Source organism: Thalassotalea sp. PP2-459 (assembly GCF_001913705.1).
In the GTDB taxonomy this organism is placed as follows: Bacteria; Pseudomonadota; Gammaproteobacteria; order Enterobacterales; family Alteromonadaceae; genus Thalassotalea_C; species Thalassotalea_C hakodatensis.
In genome coordinates this window covers 67559-84394 of sequence record NZ_MKQD01000034.1, presented here as the reverse complement: position 1 = coordinate 84394, position 16836 = coordinate 67559, and the positions used below count along the sequence as shown (strand labels likewise).

Below are 16836 nucleotides of genomic sequence, written 5' to 3'. Positions count from 1 at the left end.
CATGGTGGGTATATATGAGTTAAATTGAAGGCTGAAATGGTGTTATCAGAAAAAGATGAAGAGCTTTTATCAATTTTACGCTGTAATGCACGGGCGAGTGTTTCTGATATTGCCAGGGCAACAGGCGTTTCACGCACAGCGGTTCAAAATCGCATCAATAAGCTAGAAAACAACGGTATTATTAAAGCCTATAGCATTGTGTTAGGCAGTGAATACAACAATAAAATGATTTCGGCCAATGTGTCGCTGAAAGTACACCCCAATTTACGTAAGAACATCAGTATTACCTTGCGAAAAATGCATCAAATCAGCCACATTTATTCCATCAGTGGTGAATTTGATTTATTGGTAACGGTACAAGCAGCAACACTTGAAAAGCTCAGTGATACGTTAAATATTGTTTGTGCATTGGATGGCGTTGAAAGAACAAATTCTTCAATTATTTTAGATACTATCTTTGAACGTTAACCCGACAAAGAGTTTTCATCGGTTAATGATCAAGTGTATCTTCTAACCATGATGCTACATTTTTGATGATAAAACGACGACCATTTAATAATGAGTCACCATGCTTTGCGCCTTTAAATACTTGCGACAGGGAACGAGAATCACCATTCCAATCAAAAAGCTCTTTAACGGTTAAAAAAGTATTCGCGTGATACACTGAGCTGAGAAAATATATAGGCATGTCGATCAAATTTTTAAAGCTTTCTTTCTGCATGTACGTTAATTCTGGCGTAATCATAACAAAAGCATTTATTCGCATTTTTTCCGCTAACTCAATCGCTTGTACCGCAGAACAGCCGGAAGATACCACTGCCATTTCGGCATTATTATTTAATCTTTCCCGTAAAAATTGATGCGCTGCTAATACATCACTTGGCCAAAATGCAGTTAATCGCGCCACTTCTAATTGGTAGGTAGCAAAATCTTTAGTGCTACTTCTTATGGTTGCGTGAGAAAATTTTTCAGACGTGCTTTTCCCATAACCGCGAAAATCAACGGCAAGTGCATGTAAACCTAATGAAGATAAGGTCGTTAGTAATGTTTGATAACTTTTACTCTCGTGGTGACAATCATGTAATAACAATACGCCTGAAGCATCAGATTTTCCGGGATAATATTGCGCGACCAGTTCAAAACCATCATTCGCGGTGATCGTCACTTGATGCATTGGGATTTCATTTTCAGAAGTTTCAGTGGCTAACAATTCTTCACTTTGCCAAGCATTCACGGAAAATACACTTAAGACTAAAGAGAATATAACGCAATACCGGCACATTGCTTTTAAATACTGCATAGACACCTTGATTAAACGCACTGTCATCCCCTTTTCTTTATGCTTATTTAACAGATTATCTTATTTTTTCTCACTAAACTACCAAACACAGATTATTTAACGACAACATTTCCAGTATACTGAGTACTTTATTGCAAAATATTTAAAGAATTGTGCGTACTTTTTTGAGCTTATTACTTTACCGTATTATTTTTTTATTATTGTCACCCTTGCTTTTACTAGCGCTGTTGATACGTTCACGTGATAACGTTGCCTACCGCCAACGATTATTTGAGCGCTTAGGCTGGGTACCAAAAAACTTTAAACAAAATACGATTGTGATCCATGCCGCGAGTGTGGGTGAAGTAATCGCCTTAAAACCGTTAGTACAACAATTAATTGCACAAGCTAACTGCCCTCAAATCACCTTAACAACATTTACTCCCACAGGCTCTGCCCAGGTTAGTAAAATATTTGGTGAGAGCGTACAACATTGTTACTTTCCATTAGATCTTTGGCCTTGTAGTACGTTATTTTTAAACAAGCTCAAGCCAGCTGCACTCATTTTGATGGAAACCGAACTATGGCCGAACGTCATCGCTCAGTGTGCTAATCGATCTATCCCACTATTATTAATTAATGGTCGATTATCTGACAATTCAATGAACGGTTATCGTAAGCTTTCATGGCTAATAAAGCCCAGCCTACAAAACTTTGAACAAATATTAACGCAAAGCGCTGACAATCAAGAGAACTTCATTACCTTAGGCAGTAAAGCCGACAACACCGTTATTACCGGAAACTTAAAGTACGACATCAGTATAACTGAAGAAACAACCGCTAAAACGAATGAGCTTAATCAGTATATTGAAAATGAACGGCCGGTATGGCTAGTAGCCAGTACACATCCTGGTGATGAAGAAATTATACTTGCTGCCTTCACAAGAATTAAAAAAGCGTTACCCAACTTGTTAATGATTTTAGTTCCGAGACACCCTGAACGATTCTCGATGGTGAAACAAAGCTGTCTCGATCATCGCTGGCAGTTAGTTTCTCGCAGCGAAAAAATGTCGGTAACACAACATCATGATATCTGGTTGATTGATACGCTTGGTGAACTATTACCCTGCTGTGCTTTCGCCAATATCGTTACAATGGGGGGAAGCTTTAGTAATATTGGTGGGCACAATCCTTTAGAGCCTGCATTATTTGAAAAGCCAATTATTGTCGGCCATGACATGGCTAATTTTAAAGAGGTTACCCAACAATTACTCAGCGCTAGTGGTTTATGTCAACTTGAATATAATGCTGGCTCATCTGTAGAAATCATCAGTCAACAATTAGCAGAGAAGACTATCTCGCTGCTAAATAACGCCGAGCAATGCCAACACATGGGTAAGGCGGCATTAAGCGTGGTTAAACAGAATCAAGGGGCGAGTTGTAAAACTCAACAAGCGATACTTACCCTACTTAATAACAGTAAATCTAGAGTCTGTTGATCGCTATTCACTTCCTACCATTTCTGGGTAATGATCAGCGATTAATTGTCTAATTTTATCTTTTACTTGTGCCACCGAAATACCATTCATTAATAACTTACCTTTTGCTCGAATACCCCAAGGTAGTTTTGCTAAAGGTTTGCCATATTGTTGCTGTACATTATGCTGATAACAGCTAACAACATAATGCTGATAATAATAAGGCCCTGTTCGATGTGGGTTAGAGTGTGCGTAAAGCCCTATCACAGGTGTGCCAACAGTAACCGCCATATGAGCTGGACCAGTATCTGGCGCGATCACTAAATGTGCTAATTTTAAAACGGATAACAATTGTGTTAATGTGGTTTGCCCTACCAAATTACATAGCGTGTGTTGGCTTTGACTTTCTATTTGTTGTGCCAATAACGTTTCAACCGTAGTAGGCCCGCCACATAACACCACTTGAAAACCTAATGCTGATAAATGATCTGCCGTTTTACTATAACCTTCAACATGCCAATTTCGTTCTACTTTACTGGCTGCAGGTGAAATCACCGCAATGGGTTTATCCGTCGCTATTTTTTCACTTACCCATAATAAATCTTCGTCGCTAAGCGGCATGTTCCACGTCGGTTTTTCAACATTTACCCCTATTGCTTGAGCAAAACCTAAAAAACCATCTAACACATGTGGTTGTTCAAGCGGCTCAACACGTTTATTTGTAAATAACCACTGCCCTTCTTTCGCGCGCTGGCGGTCAAAACCTATTTTAGTTGTTGCCGGAATACATAAACTAGCAAGACTGGCTCTTAATGCTACTTGCATATGTAAAAGCACATCAAATTTTCGTCCTTTAAATGCCTGTGAAAGCTGACGATAGCCACTCAATCCTGCTGATTTATCAAAAACAACAAACTCTACGCCTGGTAATTTATCAAGTAACATTGCCTCAACTTTGCCAATGACCCATGTGATCTTAATATCTGGATACTGCTTTTGGATTTGTTGAACCATCGCAACAGCATGGCAAGCATCACCGATCGCTGAAAGACGTAAAATACATAAAGTTTTTGGTGCTGCTAATTGACCCGGCATAAAGGAATCACCACAATAGTAGATAGAATGTTTATATTAGGCGCTATTATCTTGAACCCTTCCACAATTGTAAAACCCTGTGATGAAAAACCTTTCCAGCAAGGTAATATTTTTTGCCTGTACGATGCAAATAAAATTGAGACTTTCTCCCCTACAATGCTTACTCCAAGCTATTGGCAAGAGCAAAACGCTGTAATTGGCACAGCACAAGGTAGAGGTACAACATATTTTGTGCAACATCATAAAGATCAGTGGGTATTAAAACACTATTATCGTGGTGGTTTAATTGGCAAGCTAATTCATGACAGCTATTTCTTTACTGGTCATCAAAATACCCGTGCGGCACGTGAATTTTCATTACTGAAAAAACTGCAAGCATTATCATTACCTGCTCCTAGACCAGTCGCCATCCAGGTCAAAAAGCATGGGTTGCTTTACCAAGCAGACATCTTGACAGAACGCATAGCACAAGCAAAAGACTTAGTTGCAATATTGAAGTGCGAAGCAATAAGCCATCTGCAATGGCAAAAGATTGGCAGCTGCCTCAGACAGTTTCATCATCATGGTATTTATCATCATGACTTAAACGCACACAACATCTTAATCGATAACAACGATAAAATTTGGTTAATCGATTTTGACCGCGGTGAACAAAGAACGCCAGAGCGCAAATGGCAGCAAGCAAATATGAATCGTTTACTCAGATCATTCAATAAAGAAAAACAATTAAACAGCAGTTTTAATTGGCAGAATGAATTCTGGAAGGCGCTATTAACCGGCTATTTAGCGTAATAAATCTAAATATAGCGGTAACTTCACGTGTTAAGCTACCGCTAACGCATCTCTATGTCGTTTCTGATACATAGCTTTAGCCGTTAAAAAGTCATTCATCGCTGATTCTGTAATATACGGCCTGATCATGACTAATATTTTTAAAACACCATCTAAAAATACAGAATCATTTATTTCAGTGTTTTCATTTTGCGTTTGATAAAAACTTAACCAAAAGGTATTTATCAAACGTAAAATACTAACAATATCAGCCAATTCATCATCGGCAAAAGTCATCATATCAGCATCACGTAACGCGATAAGCATCTCGCTTAACCGTTGCGAAATGGTATGTTGAACTTCTACATACTTTTCATGAAGCTGTGGACTTTTTGCCAAAAGTACCGGTAGGTTTGCATAAAAGAAGCGAAACTTCATTAACGCCTGAAATACGGCATCCATATATAAAATAATAGTATCAAGCGGCTTAGTATTCGGGTTGACTTGTGGAAAGGTTTCAAGAAGCAAGTTACGAGCATATTCTTCATAAATCGACAAAATAATGTCTTCTTTATTGCGAAAATGATAATAAAGATTACCTGGACTAATACCTAAATGAGCAGCAATATGGTTGGTGGTTACGTTTCGCTCTCCTTGCTCATTAAATAACTCGATACTGGCTTGAATTATTTTATCACGGGTTTTCATGCTCATTAGATTGCTTTGTTAATTGCTCAATTTTAACATCATACTATCAAAAATTACTCGAGGTAAAGATATTCGAGTAAATACTTTAAGTTGTACTTGTCATAGTCAAGACAGATAATGCATAAGCCTGTGTTGTCTTCCATGTAATTGCTGACTAAAATAAACATTACCTTTGAAAAATCAGAATTTTTATGAACGTTAAAGCAATTTACCCAGGTACATTTGACCCTGTCACTAATGGTCACGTTGATCTTATTGAACGCGCGAGCAAATTATTTGCGTCAGTTACTGTAGGCGTAGCTGCAAGCCCTAGCAAACAACCGATGTTTGATTTATCGCAACGCGTTGAGTTAATACAAGAGGTTACGCAACACCTTAGCAATGTTACCGTTGTCGGCTTTACGGGTTTATTGGTTAACTTTGCAAAAGAACACCAAGCTACCGTATTAATCCGGGGTTTGCGTGCAGTGTCTGATTTTGAATACGAATTTCAATTAGCCAATATGAATCGACGACTTTCACCTGAACTTGAAAGTATTTTTCTTACACCCGCGGAAGAAAATTCATTTATATCTTCATCACTGGTTAAAGAAGTCGCCATTCATCAAGGTGATGTAAGCGAATTTGTTCACCCTGCTGTAAAAAAAGCCCTAGAAACTAAATTATTGAACAATTAACGATTCCCTAAAGGAGAATTTATATGTTTAAGCACAGTGTCATTCTTTTGTTATTAACAGTAATCACTGCTTGTGCCAATCGTTCAACCAATCTAACACAGATGAATACCGATATACGCCACTATATTACGGCTAATGACATGACCGCTGTTGATCGCGTTACATCATTTCGTTTTCATGGTTGGAATAGTATTTCTGATGAGTTTCTTGTATTAACTTCATCGCCAAAACGTAAATACTTAATAGAGTTATTAGGTTATTGTTCAGATATTCGTTGGGCACATACCATCAAATTAGAGCGCTCAATGGACTCTTCACTGCACGCAAAATTTGATTCTATAGGAATACCGGGGCAACCAGCATTAAATTGTCGCATTGAAAAAATTTACCCGATCACATCAGAACAAGAAGATGTAATATTTGCGATAAAAAACCCACCGGAAGAAGAAACCTCTAACCAGTAAACTGATTATACGCTCACTACTGGCTGGCATTGAGGACAAAATACCGAGCTGCGATTAGATTGCCTGACTTCATGTAAAGGCGTTTGGCAATTTACGCAAGGCTTACCGCTTCGGCCATAAACCAACAATTTTTGCGCAAAATAGCCCGGTCTTCCGTCAGCTTGGGTAAAGTCTTTGAGCGTGGTACCACCTTGCTCAATGGCTGCTGCGAGTACCTGCTTGATGATATCAGTTAATCGGTCATAATGTTGCTCGCTAATATCACCTGCGATTGTCAGCGGCGATATACCTGCTAAAAACAACGCTTCATTGGCATAAATGTTCCCCACACCCACAACAACATGGTTATTCATTAAAAATGATTTTATTGCCACTCGTTTGTTTTTTGCTTTTTCGAATAAATACCCCGATGCAAACGCATCACTTAAGGGCTCTGGCCCTAAACGAGTAAAAAGCCCTTGTTCATCCTGATGATCAGCCAACCATAATACCGCGCCAAACCGCCTTGGATCATTTAATCGTAATACCTTGCCATGTGTAAAAGCTAGGTCGAAGTGATCATGTTTTGCCACAGGAGTATGTTCATCAATAACACGTATGGTTCCTGACATTCCCAGGTGTAATACTAAGGTTCCTGTAGTAAATTCTATTAATAAATATTTAGACCGTCGATTAACCGCCAATACAGTTAACCCGTTGAGCAATAATACTTCTTCGGGGATCGGCCAGCGCAGCTGTTTATGACGAACAGTCACCTTTTTCACGGTTTGACCATCAATATGTGGGCTGATCCCTAAACGACATACTTCTACTTCGGGTAATTCAGGCATAGTAACTTCTTATAAGGTTAACTGGTGCATACGTTCAACAAACGCATCAGCGAAACGTTTTGCGGCCTGTTGATCCATATTAAAATATAAAGAGGGTTCGATAAGTTCTGCTTCCATTAATGCAAACCCGTGCTGATGACGAACAAAATCGACACGAGCATACAAGGGCATAACATGCAGCTTATCTATAGCAGCCATGCACGTTTGTGCCGCTTTAAGCAACGCTGGCTCAGGGGTTATTTGTGTTAACCGACTGCCAAATTCTTCCTGAACACGAAAATCATGCTCTTTTGGTGTTTTTAAAATGGCGTGACTATATTGCCCGTTAAAATAAAATAATGAATATTCACCTTCATTTAAAATATGCTCCATAAAAGGCTGCACCATAAAGTCACGATTACTGAAGGTTTTATTTAGTTGAATTAACCGCGCTTTTGCGGAATCTCTATCGAGCCAAAAGGTATTATCCGCATTAGCACTAATTCTCGGTTTAATAATCAATTGCGCGCAGGAAAAATGTGCAAAAAAATCATCAACCATTTGTTCTGTTAAAGATTGTTCTGCTAATCGTGAATGCCACAACGTAGGCACTAAGGTTGCACCGAGCAGTTCTAACGATTGCAAATAAATTTTATCAATATTCCAACGCACAATCTCTAACGGGTTCTCTAAATGTGCGCTCGATTGCTCTATTTCAGCTAGCACGTTTAAAAAAGCTTGTTCGTCTTGCTGGTAATCCCACGGCGTTCTAATGATCACTGCTTCATAGTCTGACCAATTCACCTGTTTTTTTCGCCATGAAATGGTATCCAATTGCCAGCCTAAAGCATTCAAATGGGGTTCAACGAGGTGATCGTAAGACTCAAAGTCATCTAACGAATCCATGGATAAAAAAGCACATTTACGCATTATCATTTAATAACTTTGACCCGAAAATTTCTTGTGGAACAAGCTGATCATACATCGCTAAGGGTAATACATACCAACGTTCTTTTTGTTGATGATAAATGAGCAACTGATCAGTTTGTGCGTTTAATCGTAAGTTTATTGCTTCATCTTGACCTGATATCTCGATACTCACTAATAACGATAATTGCGGATCAACATTATTATTGGGGGTAGTGGGCTCGACTGACAATTGCTGCCATGAGCGCATCATTTGCGCCAACGCTTGTCCCTCAATGACCGCAGGAGTAGCACGCCATGTTTTTCCTATACGCTCGATGGTGACTTGTTGATTTAACGACATGGTTAAGATAACCGCAGAGTTTGGGAAAAAGCTGTCATCTTTTTGTAGCGCTTGCTCGTCTGTAAAGACATTTTCATGGGTGGCATTAATTAATAAAATAAAAGCCAAAACCCCAAAAATAATGACGTTGTTCCAACCTGCACGAGATAATTTAAGCATAATGCTCCTTTATATAAACTTGCAAACTTTAAGTTGTTATCGCCAATGAATACTGCTTATTATACCTAGGTATTTTATGCTTTATAATAAATCGTGATACCTATTAATCAGGATAATAAGATGAATAATAAAAATAAGCTTGTTGTTGCAAGTGTAATCGCCTTTGGCATAAGTGTCACGGCAACAGCACAAACTGCCTCTCAATCCTTTACGCAACTACTCAACGATCATTGGAAAACAGCAAACCAAGAACAAATTTTCTTCAGAAAAGACCCTGACGCATTCCGCATGAATGGCAAATTGCCTGAAATGTCGAAAGCGGGCAGAGATCGCCGTGAAAAATATAACGCACAATTGCTGAAACGTTTAGCTAAAATTGACCAAGACGCCTTAACTTCTGACGAGCAAGTGACCTATCGACTCTTTGAGTATGAACGCCAAACAGAAGCCAAAAGTTATCAACAACTTGATCATTTTTATCCGTTAAATTATTACTCAGGGTTCCACAGTTATTTCGCAGGTGCGCCAGCAAACATGTCGTTCTTAACCAAGGAAGATTATCAACAGTATTTAATTAGCCTTGCTGATTTTCCACGTTACAATCAAGAACATATTAACACTCTCACCCAAGCAATTAAGCAAGGTCACGTGCATTATTGCCAATCTTTTGAAGGTTATGACCAATCGATCAGTAAACATGTTGTTGAGCAAGCGAAAGACAGTGTTTTTTATGGGCCAATAACGAACATGCCTGCTTCATTTTCAGCACAAGACAAGGCTTATTTTACCAAAAAAACCAGTCAACTCATTACTGAAAAAGTCATCCCTGAATATAAGAAATTCCATCAATTTTTTATTAAAAAATACATGGCAAACTGTCGTAAAACCGTCGGTATTAGCGATTTACCTGGGGGTAAAGATTACTATCAATATTTAATTGAGTTTTATACCACAACTAACATGAAAGCGGATGATATTCATCAACTTGGCTTAGATGAAGTTAAACGTATTCGTGGTGAAATGGAGACAATTATTTCGCAAGTGGGTTTTGATGGCAACTTCAAAGACTTTATTGCCTATTTAAGAACAGACGAAAAATTTTATACTGATACAGAACGAGATTTAATCGAAAAAGCCAGTTATATCACCCGTAAAATGGCGGCTCAACTGCCAAAATGGTTTTCGGTGCTACCACGTCAAACGTTTGATATTAAGCCAGCACCAAACGGCGGAGCTTATTATGTTGCTTCAGATGGTAGTGGCACAACGTCTGGCACTTACTTTATTGACACTAAAGATTTAAAAAGTCAGCCACTTTACACACTTGAAGCGTTGACCTTTCATGAAGCTGAGCCAGGACATCATTTACAAAGTGCCATTGCACAAGAAGTTGATATGCCTGAGTTTCGTAAAACCCTCTATCATGCGGCTTATGGTGAAGGTTGGGGATTATATTCAGAACGACTTGGTAAAGAAATAGGCTTTTACCAAGACCCATACAGCGATTTTGGCCGTTTAACCTATGAAGCATGGCGTGCTTGTCGATTAGTAGTTGATACAGGTATGCATGCCAAAGGCTGGAGCAGACAACAAGCCATCGATTATTTAGCTGAGAATACGGCATTAAGTATGGCAGATGTAATCGCCCAAATTGATCGTTATATTAGCTGGCCAGCTCAAGCTCTCGCTTACAAAATTGGTGAAATAAAAATCCGTGAATTACGTGCATTAGCAGAGCAAACACTTGGTGATAAATTCGACATTCGCGCTTTCCATGACCAACTGTTAAAAAATGGTAGCTTGCCAATGGCACTACTTGAAGAATTAACAATAGACTGGATTAACCAACAAAAACAAAGTGCTTAAATATATCGATGAGCATATTTCGTTACGGCGAATATGCTCGCATAAGAGTTGCTTAACTTAAACAGGGTTACGATGCTTCATCTTTGTCAACGGTAAAATGAATCGCTTCTCCTGATGCAGTTAACGTATTTACCTGAACAATATGTTCATCATGTGTTAATCGTATTTCACCTATGCCACTCGCATTGACTAAAGTGAGCCCTTTTTTACTGTTACTTGGTTTACGCACTCTCACTTTCATATTCCGTCGCTTAGTAAACCAGTTAAGCGGCGAATATGGTCCATATAAAGCACGGTTTAATCTATCTAAGGCATTTAATAACTTATCAGGAAACTTATTCTTAATACCGCTACTGGTTATTTGTACAATTTTAGATTGGCTACGCTGAAAACGATGGCTAACATCATAAACAAACGAATAATGTACATCGCCAGATAAAATAATAAACTCCGGCGGTGTTTTAACATGCCTAAAAATATTTAGCATGACATTAGCAGTGCCTTTATGTGCCATCCAGTTTTCTGCGTCAACCATTAACGGTTGACCAAAAAACGTAAAAATACGTTGAATAGTTTCAATCATCTTGACGCCGTATATTGGTGCTGCTGACACGAGTATCACTTGAGGCTCATTAATGAGCTCTTGTTGCATTTCTGACAAAGCCTCCCAATCCATTAAACCAGAAGGTTTAGAAGAGCGGCTTTCTGAACGCCAACGTTGCGTACGAGTATCTAACACCACTATTTTGGGTGTAGTTTGTAAACTATAGTGCCAGTCTTGCCAATCAAGCACGCGTTCAACCAGTTCGTCGAGTTGTAAGTATCCCTGAGCAAAATATTTATTTGCCTCTTTATTTAACGCGGTAAATTTTTTCGGTGCATTCCCCCAACCTTGGCACAACCAATAGGCGATTAATGAGTTTCCAATAATTCGCTTAGAAAAAGGATGACCGTATGCCGCTTCTTCCCAGCCACGGGTTAAATTCCAATCATCAGTAATATCATGATCATCAAAAATCATATACGTTGGAATATGAGCTAGTGCCCTAGCCACTTGTGGTAATGTTTGTTGAAAACCAGTGAGTATTTGCTGTTCTTGGGTAAACTTTGCTAAATCGTCAGCTGATAAGTCAGGCGTATTAAATTCCACTAAGCGCCACATTGCCGGCGACCAAACCAATAAATACATCGCAAAACATTCAGCTAAGGTGACTAAGTGATTCTTAGCATTCACCGAGGTAAAAATGGGCTTTTTACTTGCAGCAAAAAACTTATCATAAAGTGCTTCATTGGCTCGCGTATGAGGCAGTAAACGTTCACGATGATAATAACAGAACTCACTGTCATACAGTTGCTGACTGTGGTTAATCACTGCCCCTTGCCATGTTTCATCATATAAGCCAAGCAAAGCTATGACCTGATGTATTGCCGATAGCATTGGACCTGCAACATCATCAGCATACACCTGATCACCTGACATCATGAGTAATGCAGGTCGTTCTGTTGGTGTTGAAATTGTTTGCTCAATCACCGCGTCTACTTGCGCTAATCCATCATCTGAAGGAAAGTGCGGTTTACGGCATGAGCCATGTAGCATACGCTCTACTTTATCAGGTACAGTAAAGCTACAATATTGCTGCGATTGATATAATAAAGCGGGTGCTATTTCACTGAGTTTTTCGTTCTGCGTTTGATAATGAAAAGTAAAGTCATAATAATAGTTTTGTTCAGTTTTAAGCGCTACATCTGTTAACGTCACTAGGTGTATATAGGCATGCTTACCAATATCAATCGTTTGGTGTTGCTCTTGCGTTAATTGTTGTTCAAATACTTGTTCAGTCTCGGTAAATAACGATAATGACAAACAACACGGTGTAGATGTTACCAACCAAAGCGTGATTTCTGTAGAAGATACATGCCTTAAAATTGGGCCAGCAATTAACATAGGCAATGATTTATTATTAGAATGTTGCATGTATATATCACTTAGAACAGATGGTGGTTAATCAGCGCTTTGCACGTTACTTTACCTTACTCAGAAAACCCTGTCAGCTTATCAGCCAAACACAATGGCGCAGCTGATAATTAGACTACTGGCAATAACTGCATAAACTAAAATATGATTGCTTTTTCGTTGTTGTTGTTTAATTTGCTTTAACAATTCAACCTGTTGTAGTTGCGCGTGTTTACCCTCTTTTAAATACTGATAAACCAAATCAGGCATTTCAGGTAGTTTTTCATTCCAAAAAGGTAAATTTTCTTTCACTTTGGCAAAAACCGCTTTAACGCCCATTTGTTCCTTTACCCAGTTTTCAAGGAAGGGTTTTGCGGTTTGCCATAAGTCTAATTGCGGGTATAACTGACGCCCTAACCCTTCAACATATAACAAGGTTTTTTGTAATAACACCAACTGAGGCTGCACTTCCATATTAAAGCGCCGCGCGGTATTAAACAGGTTTACCAACACTTGGCCAAATGATATTTCAGCCAATGGTTTATTAAAAATAGGCTCACATACTGTACGTATAGCGAATTCAAATTCATCAACACTTGTTTGTGGCGGCACCCACCCTGAATCGACATGTAGTTGCGCTACTTTACGATAATCTCGATTAAAAAATGCAACAAAGTTCTCTGCCAAATAGCGTTTATCTTCACGGTTTAACGTACCAACAATGCCACAATCTATTGCGATCCAAGTAGGGTTTGCAGGATCGGTTGCATCAACAAAAACATTACCCGGATGCATATCAGCGTGAAAGAAACTATCACGATATACTTGCGTAAAAAATACGTCTAAGCCACGTTCAGCTAACAGTTTCATATCTACGCCAAGGCCAGTAAGCGTTTCCACCTCACCGACACTTACGCCGTAGATACGCTCCATTACCAGTACATTTTTATGACAAAATTGGCTATAAACCTCAGGTACATAGAGAATATGGTCGTTTTCTCTTCCTAAACTAAAATTGCGTTTTAATTGAATCGCATTTGCCGACTCTCGTTGTAAATCAAGCTCATCTAAAATTGTTTTCTTATATTCAGCTACGACTTCTGTTGGTCTTAATCGTTTACCATCAGGCAGCCACCTTGACACAACCTTAGCCAGCTTCGCCATCATGCTCACATCAGCTTTGATAATTTTATCTATGCCTGGGCGCAATACTTTGATCACCACATTCTGTTGTTGACCATCTTGTAACAATGTTGCGGTATGTACTTGGGCGATGGAGGCTGAGGCTAAAGGCAGGGTTTCAAAGTGGGAAAATGACTGCTCAAATACCTCTTTGCCTATCGCATTGATAATCACTTTTCTAGCATATTCGCCATCAAAAGCCGGTACTTGATCTTGTAATAAGGCTAACTCATTTGCAAAGTCATCGGGTAGTAAATCACGTCTGGTAGAAAGCATTTGACCAAACTTAATAAACACGGGGCCTAACGATTCGATCGCTAATCGAAACCGAACAGCTCTTGGTTTTTCTGTATGCTTATTGCGAAGCCAAAACAGTGACCAACGCATTATTTTGACATACCAAGGGATCAACTTCGGTGGGATCAATTCATCTAAACCGTAGTGGAAAAACGTTGCGGTAATTCGATATAACCGTCGTGTACTCTTCAAGACAATGACTCCTGATGTGATGCGTTAATCGCATCATCCAGTTGTGAAATACGTTGTTCTATTTGTTGAACCGCTTGCTGAGCCTGTTGAATTTGACCATAGAATTGCTGAAGTTCACCGTTTGACACTAACACACGCTTTTCATGTAATAACCATTCGCTCGCATCAGCTGAAACTTGCTGTTTAGCAAATGTCACTTTAGCCAAAAGCCATTGATGAAAGCGTCCTAACTTGTATGTAGGCACATCACCTATATAGTTTGCTATTTCTGACTGCCAATCTATGTCTAACTGTTGAAAAACATCAGAAAATTGCTGTGCGACTTTAACATCACCAACAATATTCAATTTATCTTGTTTAATTAACTCGGTAAGTTGCTGCTCTTCTTTTAGTGTTTTCAGTGTTGCAAGGCTCGTATCAATTTGACAATCATTGCGCTCAGTAATGCAAGTGACAAGGAGTTGTTTATCACTAACCGTTAACGATAATGGAAAATTAAGCTCAGCTAACGAGACCACAAGGTTTTTTTGTTCTAGCGCTACAAGCGATGCGTTACTAGATAAGTTCATGCTAAGGAGTGCGTTAACCACTTTTTCAATAAAGCCGCACAACATTTGATGATGCATAATAGTAGACATGCGAATTAAAACTTAAAACCTTTGTGTAGTGCGACAATACCGTCGGTTAAATTTTTATAACTGGTTTGCTCAAAACCGGCAGCGTCCATCATTTGCTTTAAAGTTTCTTGATCGGGATGCATACGAATCGATTCCGCTAAATATTGATAACTATCACCATCTTTCGCAATTAACTCACCCATTTTAGGCAATATATTAAACGAATAAAAATCGTATGCTTTATTCATGATCTCATGTTCAGGTTTTGAAAACTCTAATACCAGTAAACGGCCACCCGGTTTTAACACACGGTACATAGAGCGTAATGCTCGATCTTTATGAGTAACGTTACGCAAACCAAAAGCGATAGTAATGATGTCAAAGGTATTGTCTTCAAATGGCAAGTATTCGGCGTTAGCTTGTACATATTCAATATTTTGCACTAAGCCTTTATCACGCAATTTATCACGGCCAACATTGAGCATGGAGCTGTTAATATCAGCCAATATAACACGACCTTCTCGGCCGACAAGTTTTGAAAATTTCGCGGTTAAGTCACCTGTTCCACCAGCTAAATCAAGTACGTTGTTACCTGGCCTTACACCACTAGCGTCAATAGTGAATCGTTTCCATAATCGATGAATGCCAAATGACATTAAATCGTTCATCACATCGTATTGTTGTGCAACAGAGTGAAAGACGCCGGCAACTTTAGACTCTTTTACTTCGGTATCTACGGTTTGATACCCAAAATGTGTTGATGAAGCATTTTGCTCATCAACGGGTTGTTTTTCTTCACTCATGGTAACGTTCAATGGTTGAATAATAAAAGTGCTGCTAGTTTAGCGCAGTTTGTGGTAATAATTAATACCCATTTATTACCCTGTCTGACAATCTACCGCTTTATCTGTATTCGTTAACCATTTACGTTTCAAGATCACAGACAAGCGCTTTCCTATTTCTACTTCTACTAATTGATGTACTAACCACGCAAGTATTGCCATGACTAAAACGGTCAAAACAACTAACCAGGTAATATTGTTCTCAGTACCAAAATAATTAAACGCCATGTAACCTATATGTTGATGTACTAAATAGATAGGATAAGTAAAAACCCCTAAATAGTAACACCAGGCTTTGCGCAGGGGGTTCTCTTTCACTAAGGCTGTCACCATCAACAAAGCAAAGAATGCACTATTAATCCAAACGATTACCTCCAAGTCAAAAGTAATACTGAACCATTGCCCCATAAGTCCCCCAAACAATGTTGATTGTTTAATGATATAAAAATAGGCAAGTGCCAACAGTAAAGTGCGATAGAAGTTAATGCCATCACGACGAATGAGATAAAAAATACAGCCCGCAGCGAAATAACCACTCCAATGGGGAAACATTGCCGTAAACATATTGATATTAACAGCCCAAGGAAAAAATAACACAACTGTCGAGCCGACTAATACGAGTGCAATAATAGATTGAAAGTACTTCATTACACCTGTTGCTAGAATAAACAGCATAAATAGATAGAACTTTAATTCGATATACAATGTCCAGTATGCGCCGTCTATTGGCTTATAGTCCATTGTTTCATTAATCATGGTTACATTGGCCCAGAACTGTGGCCAATTGATAGAAAATACCTCACCACCAAAATATACTGTCGCGATACTGGTCATAATAAGTGCAGCCCAATAGGCTGGATATAATCGTACAAAACGTGAAATGAGAAACTTTCTCACACTGCCGTCAGCAACACTCATAAAGATGACGAAACCAGAGATCACAAAAAAGAAATTAATGCCCATGTAAAAGTAGCGCGTTACTTCTCTTAACTCAGGAAAATTAGCGATAGGTGCATAACCTTCCATAAAGGCAGTGTAGGTATAATGAAAAATAACCACACCAATAGCGGCTAAAAAACGATAAAGGTCAATCTCATAAAAACGGGGATTTACATCCATTTGATTTTTCCGTCTGCAAGGCTATTAAAATGATTTGTAGTGAAATTTATTTTCATA

General features: G+C 38.8%; 17 protein-coding genes. 6 read left to right on the top strand and 11 right to left on the bottom strand.

Going from position 1 to position 16836, the window contains the following annotated elements:
* Positions 1-39 precede the first annotated feature (39 nt).
* The gene (locus tag BI291_RS06645; protein ID WP_074497990.1) at positions 40-468 is read left to right on the top strand and encodes an Lrp/AsnC family transcriptional regulator; all 429 of its coding nucleotides are present in this window, start codon (positions 40-42) and stop codon (positions 466-468) included.
* Positions 469-490: 22 nt separating this feature from the next.
* Here the strand turns inward: BI291_RS06645 and BI291_RS06640 are convergent, their stop codons facing one another.
* Positions 491-1300 (bottom strand): hypothetical protein, encoded by an 810-nt coding sequence (locus BI291_RS06640; RefSeq protein WP_175573086.1) that lies wholly within the window; start codon positions 1298-1300, stop codon positions 491-493.
* 152 nt (positions 1301-1452) lie between these two features.
* On the opposite strand from BI291_RS06640, the gene waaA reads away from it, so the two are divergent.
* On the top strand, positions 1453-2778 hold the full coding sequence (gene waaA, locus BI291_RS06635; RefSeq protein WP_083601936.1) for a lipid IV(A) 3-deoxy-D-manno-octulosonic acid transferase: 1326 nt from the start codon (positions 1453-1455) through the stop codon (positions 2776-2778).
* Positions 2779-2781: 3 nt separating this feature from the next.
* Here waaA and BI291_RS06630 read toward each other — a convergent pair whose 3' ends face one another.
* The gene (locus BI291_RS06630; RefSeq protein WP_074497402.1) at positions 2782-3852 is read right to left on the bottom strand and encodes a glycosyltransferase family 9 protein; all 1071 of its coding nucleotides are present in this window, start codon (positions 3850-3852) and stop codon (positions 2782-2784) included.
* Between the two features lie 27 nt (positions 3853-3879).
* Between BI291_RS06630 and BI291_RS06625 the strand changes: the two genes are divergently transcribed.
* Positions 3880-4644 (top strand): 3-deoxy-D-manno-octulosonic acid kinase, encoded by a 765-nt coding sequence (locus BI291_RS06625; RefSeq protein ID WP_083601935.1) that lies wholly within the window; start codon positions 3880-3882, stop codon positions 4642-4644.
* Positions 4645-4674: 30 nt separating this feature from the next.
* Here BI291_RS06625 and BI291_RS06620 read toward each other — a convergent pair whose 3' ends face one another.
* Positions 4675-5337, bottom strand: a complete 663-nt coding sequence (locus tag BI291_RS06620; protein ID WP_254849540.1) for a TetR/AcrR family transcriptional regulator — start codon at positions 5335-5337, stop codon at positions 4675-4677.
* A 185-nt stretch (positions 5338-5522) separates the two neighbouring features.
* Here BI291_RS06620 and coaD point away from each other — a divergent pair, with 185 nt between their 5' ends.
* Entirely contained in the window at positions 5523-6008 is a 486-nt protein-coding gene (gene coaD, locus BI291_RS06615) for a pantetheine-phosphate adenylyltransferase (RefSeq protein WP_074497398.1), read from the top strand.
* 23 nt (positions 6009-6031) lie between these two features.
* On the top strand, positions 6032-6472 hold the full coding sequence (locus BI291_RS06610; RefSeq protein ID WP_074497394.1) for a DUF6491 family protein: 441 nt from the start codon (positions 6032-6034) through the stop codon (positions 6470-6472).
* A 5-nt stretch (positions 6473-6477) separates the two neighbouring features.
* Here BI291_RS06610 and mutM read toward each other — a convergent pair whose 3' ends face one another.
* The 3 genes from mutM to BI291_RS06595 are packed head-to-tail and all read right to left on the bottom strand — an operon-like array spanning position 6478 to position 8710.
* Positions 6478-7302: a bifunctional DNA-formamidopyrimidine glycosylase/DNA-(apurinic or apyrimidinic site) lyase gene (gene mutM, locus BI291_RS06605; protein ID WP_074497389.1), complete on the bottom strand. Its 825-nt coding sequence runs from the start codon at positions 7300-7302 to the stop codon at positions 6478-6480.
* Positions 7303-7311: 9 nt separating this feature from the next.
* Positions 7312-8217, bottom strand: a complete 906-nt coding sequence (locus tag BI291_RS06600) for a RimK family alpha-L-glutamate ligase (RefSeq protein ID WP_254849539.1) — start codon at positions 8215-8217, stop codon at positions 7312-7314.
* Positions 8204-8710 carry a hypothetical protein gene (locus BI291_RS06595; protein ID WP_074497384.1) on the bottom strand — a complete coding sequence of 169 codons (507 nt, stop codon included), beginning with the start codon at positions 8708-8710 and terminating at the stop codon, positions 8204-8206. Before BI291_RS06595 ends, BI291_RS06600 begins: the two co-directional genes overlap by 14 nt.
* Before the next feature lie 120 nt (positions 8711-8830).
* Between BI291_RS06595 and BI291_RS06590 the strand changes: the two genes are divergently transcribed.
* Positions 8831-10576 carry a DUF885 family protein gene (locus BI291_RS06590; protein ID WP_074497381.1) on the top strand — a complete coding sequence of 582 codons (1746 nt, stop codon included), beginning with the start codon at positions 8831-8833 and terminating at the stop codon, positions 10574-10576.
* A gap of 67 nt (positions 10577-10643) precedes the next feature.
* On the opposite strand, the gene BI291_RS06585 is transcribed toward BI291_RS06590, so the two are convergent.
* The 5 genes from BI291_RS06585 to BI291_RS06565 form a co-directional block, all read right to left on the bottom strand.
* Positions 10644-12551, bottom strand: coding sequence for a hypothetical protein (locus BI291_RS06585; protein WP_074497377.1), 1908 nt, complete (start codon positions 12549-12551; stop codon positions 10644-10646).
* Between the two features lie 81 nt (positions 12552-12632).
* Positions 12633-14201, bottom strand: coding sequence for a ubiquinone biosynthesis regulatory protein kinase UbiB (ubiB, locus tag BI291_RS06580; protein WP_074497374.1), 1569 nt, complete (start codon positions 14199-14201; stop codon positions 12633-12635).
* Entirely contained in the window at positions 14198-14839 is a 642-nt protein-coding gene (locus tag BI291_RS06575; protein WP_083601934.1) for an SCP2 domain-containing protein, read from the bottom strand. Before BI291_RS06575 ends, ubiB begins: the two co-directional genes overlap by 4 nt.
* Before the next feature lie 5 nt (positions 14840-14844).
* The gene (gene ubiE / locus BI291_RS06570) at positions 14845-15621 is read right to left on the bottom strand and encodes a bifunctional demethylmenaquinone methyltransferase/2-methoxy-6-polyprenyl-1,4-benzoquinol methylase UbiE (RefSeq protein ID WP_074497369.1); all 777 of its coding nucleotides are present in this window, start codon (positions 15619-15621) and stop codon (positions 14845-14847) included.
* Between the two features lie 75 nt (positions 15622-15696).
* Positions 15697-16779: an acyltransferase gene (locus BI291_RS06565; RefSeq protein WP_074497366.1), complete on the bottom strand. Its 1083-nt coding sequence runs from the start codon at positions 16777-16779 to the stop codon at positions 15697-15699.
* Positions 16780-16836: the final 57 nt, after the last annotated feature.

Coding starts and splice junctions, on each gene's coding strand:
- BI291_RS06620 (WP_254849540.1), bottom strand. CDS start 5,337: ATGAGCATGAAAACCCGTGATAAAATAATTCAAGCCAGTATCGAGTTA.
- coaD (WP_074497398.1), top strand. CDS start 5,523: ATGAACGTTAAAGCAATTTACCCAGGTACATTTGACCCTGTCACTAAT.
- BI291_RS06640 (WP_175573086.1), bottom strand. CDS start 1,300: ATGCAGTATTTAAAAGCAATGTGCCGGTATTGCGTTATATTCTCTTTA.
- BI291_RS06585 (WP_074497377.1), bottom strand. CDS start 12,551: ATGCAACATTCTAATAATAAATCATTGCCTATGTTAATTGCTGGCCCA.
- BI291_RS06565 (WP_074497366.1), bottom strand. CDS start 16,779: ATGGATGTAAATCCCCGTTTTTATGAGATTGACCTTTATCGTTTTTTA.
- BI291_RS06595 (WP_074497384.1), bottom strand. CDS start 8,710: ATGCTTAAATTATCTCGTGCAGGTTGGAACAACGTCATTATTTTTGGG.
- ubiE (WP_074497369.1), bottom strand. CDS start 15,621: ATGAGTGAAGAAAAACAACCCGTTGATGAGCAAAATGCTTCATCAACA.
- mutM (WP_074497389.1), bottom strand. CDS start 7,302: ATGCCTGAATTACCCGAAGTAGAAGTATGTCGTTTAGGGATCAGCCCA.
- BI291_RS06625 (WP_083601935.1), top strand. CDS start 3,880: ATGTTTATATTAGGCGCTATTATCTTGAACCCTTCCACAATTGTAAAA.
- BI291_RS06590 (WP_074497381.1), top strand. CDS start 8,831: ATGAATAATAAAAATAAGCTTGTTGTTGCAAGTGTAATCGCCTTTGGC.
- BI291_RS06630 (WP_074497402.1), bottom strand. CDS start 3,852: ATGCCGGGTCAATTAGCAGCACCAAAAACTTTATGTATTTTACGTCTT.
- BI291_RS06575 (WP_083601934.1), bottom strand. CDS start 14,839: ATGTCTACTATTATGCATCATCAAATGTTGTGCGGCTTTATTGAAAAA.
- BI291_RS06610 (WP_074497394.1), top strand. CDS start 6,032: ATGTTTAAGCACAGTGTCATTCTTTTGTTATTAACAGTAATCACTGCT.
- BI291_RS06600 (WP_254849539.1), bottom strand. CDS start 8,217: ATGATAATGCGTAAATGTGCTTTTTTATCCATGGATTCGTTAGATGAC.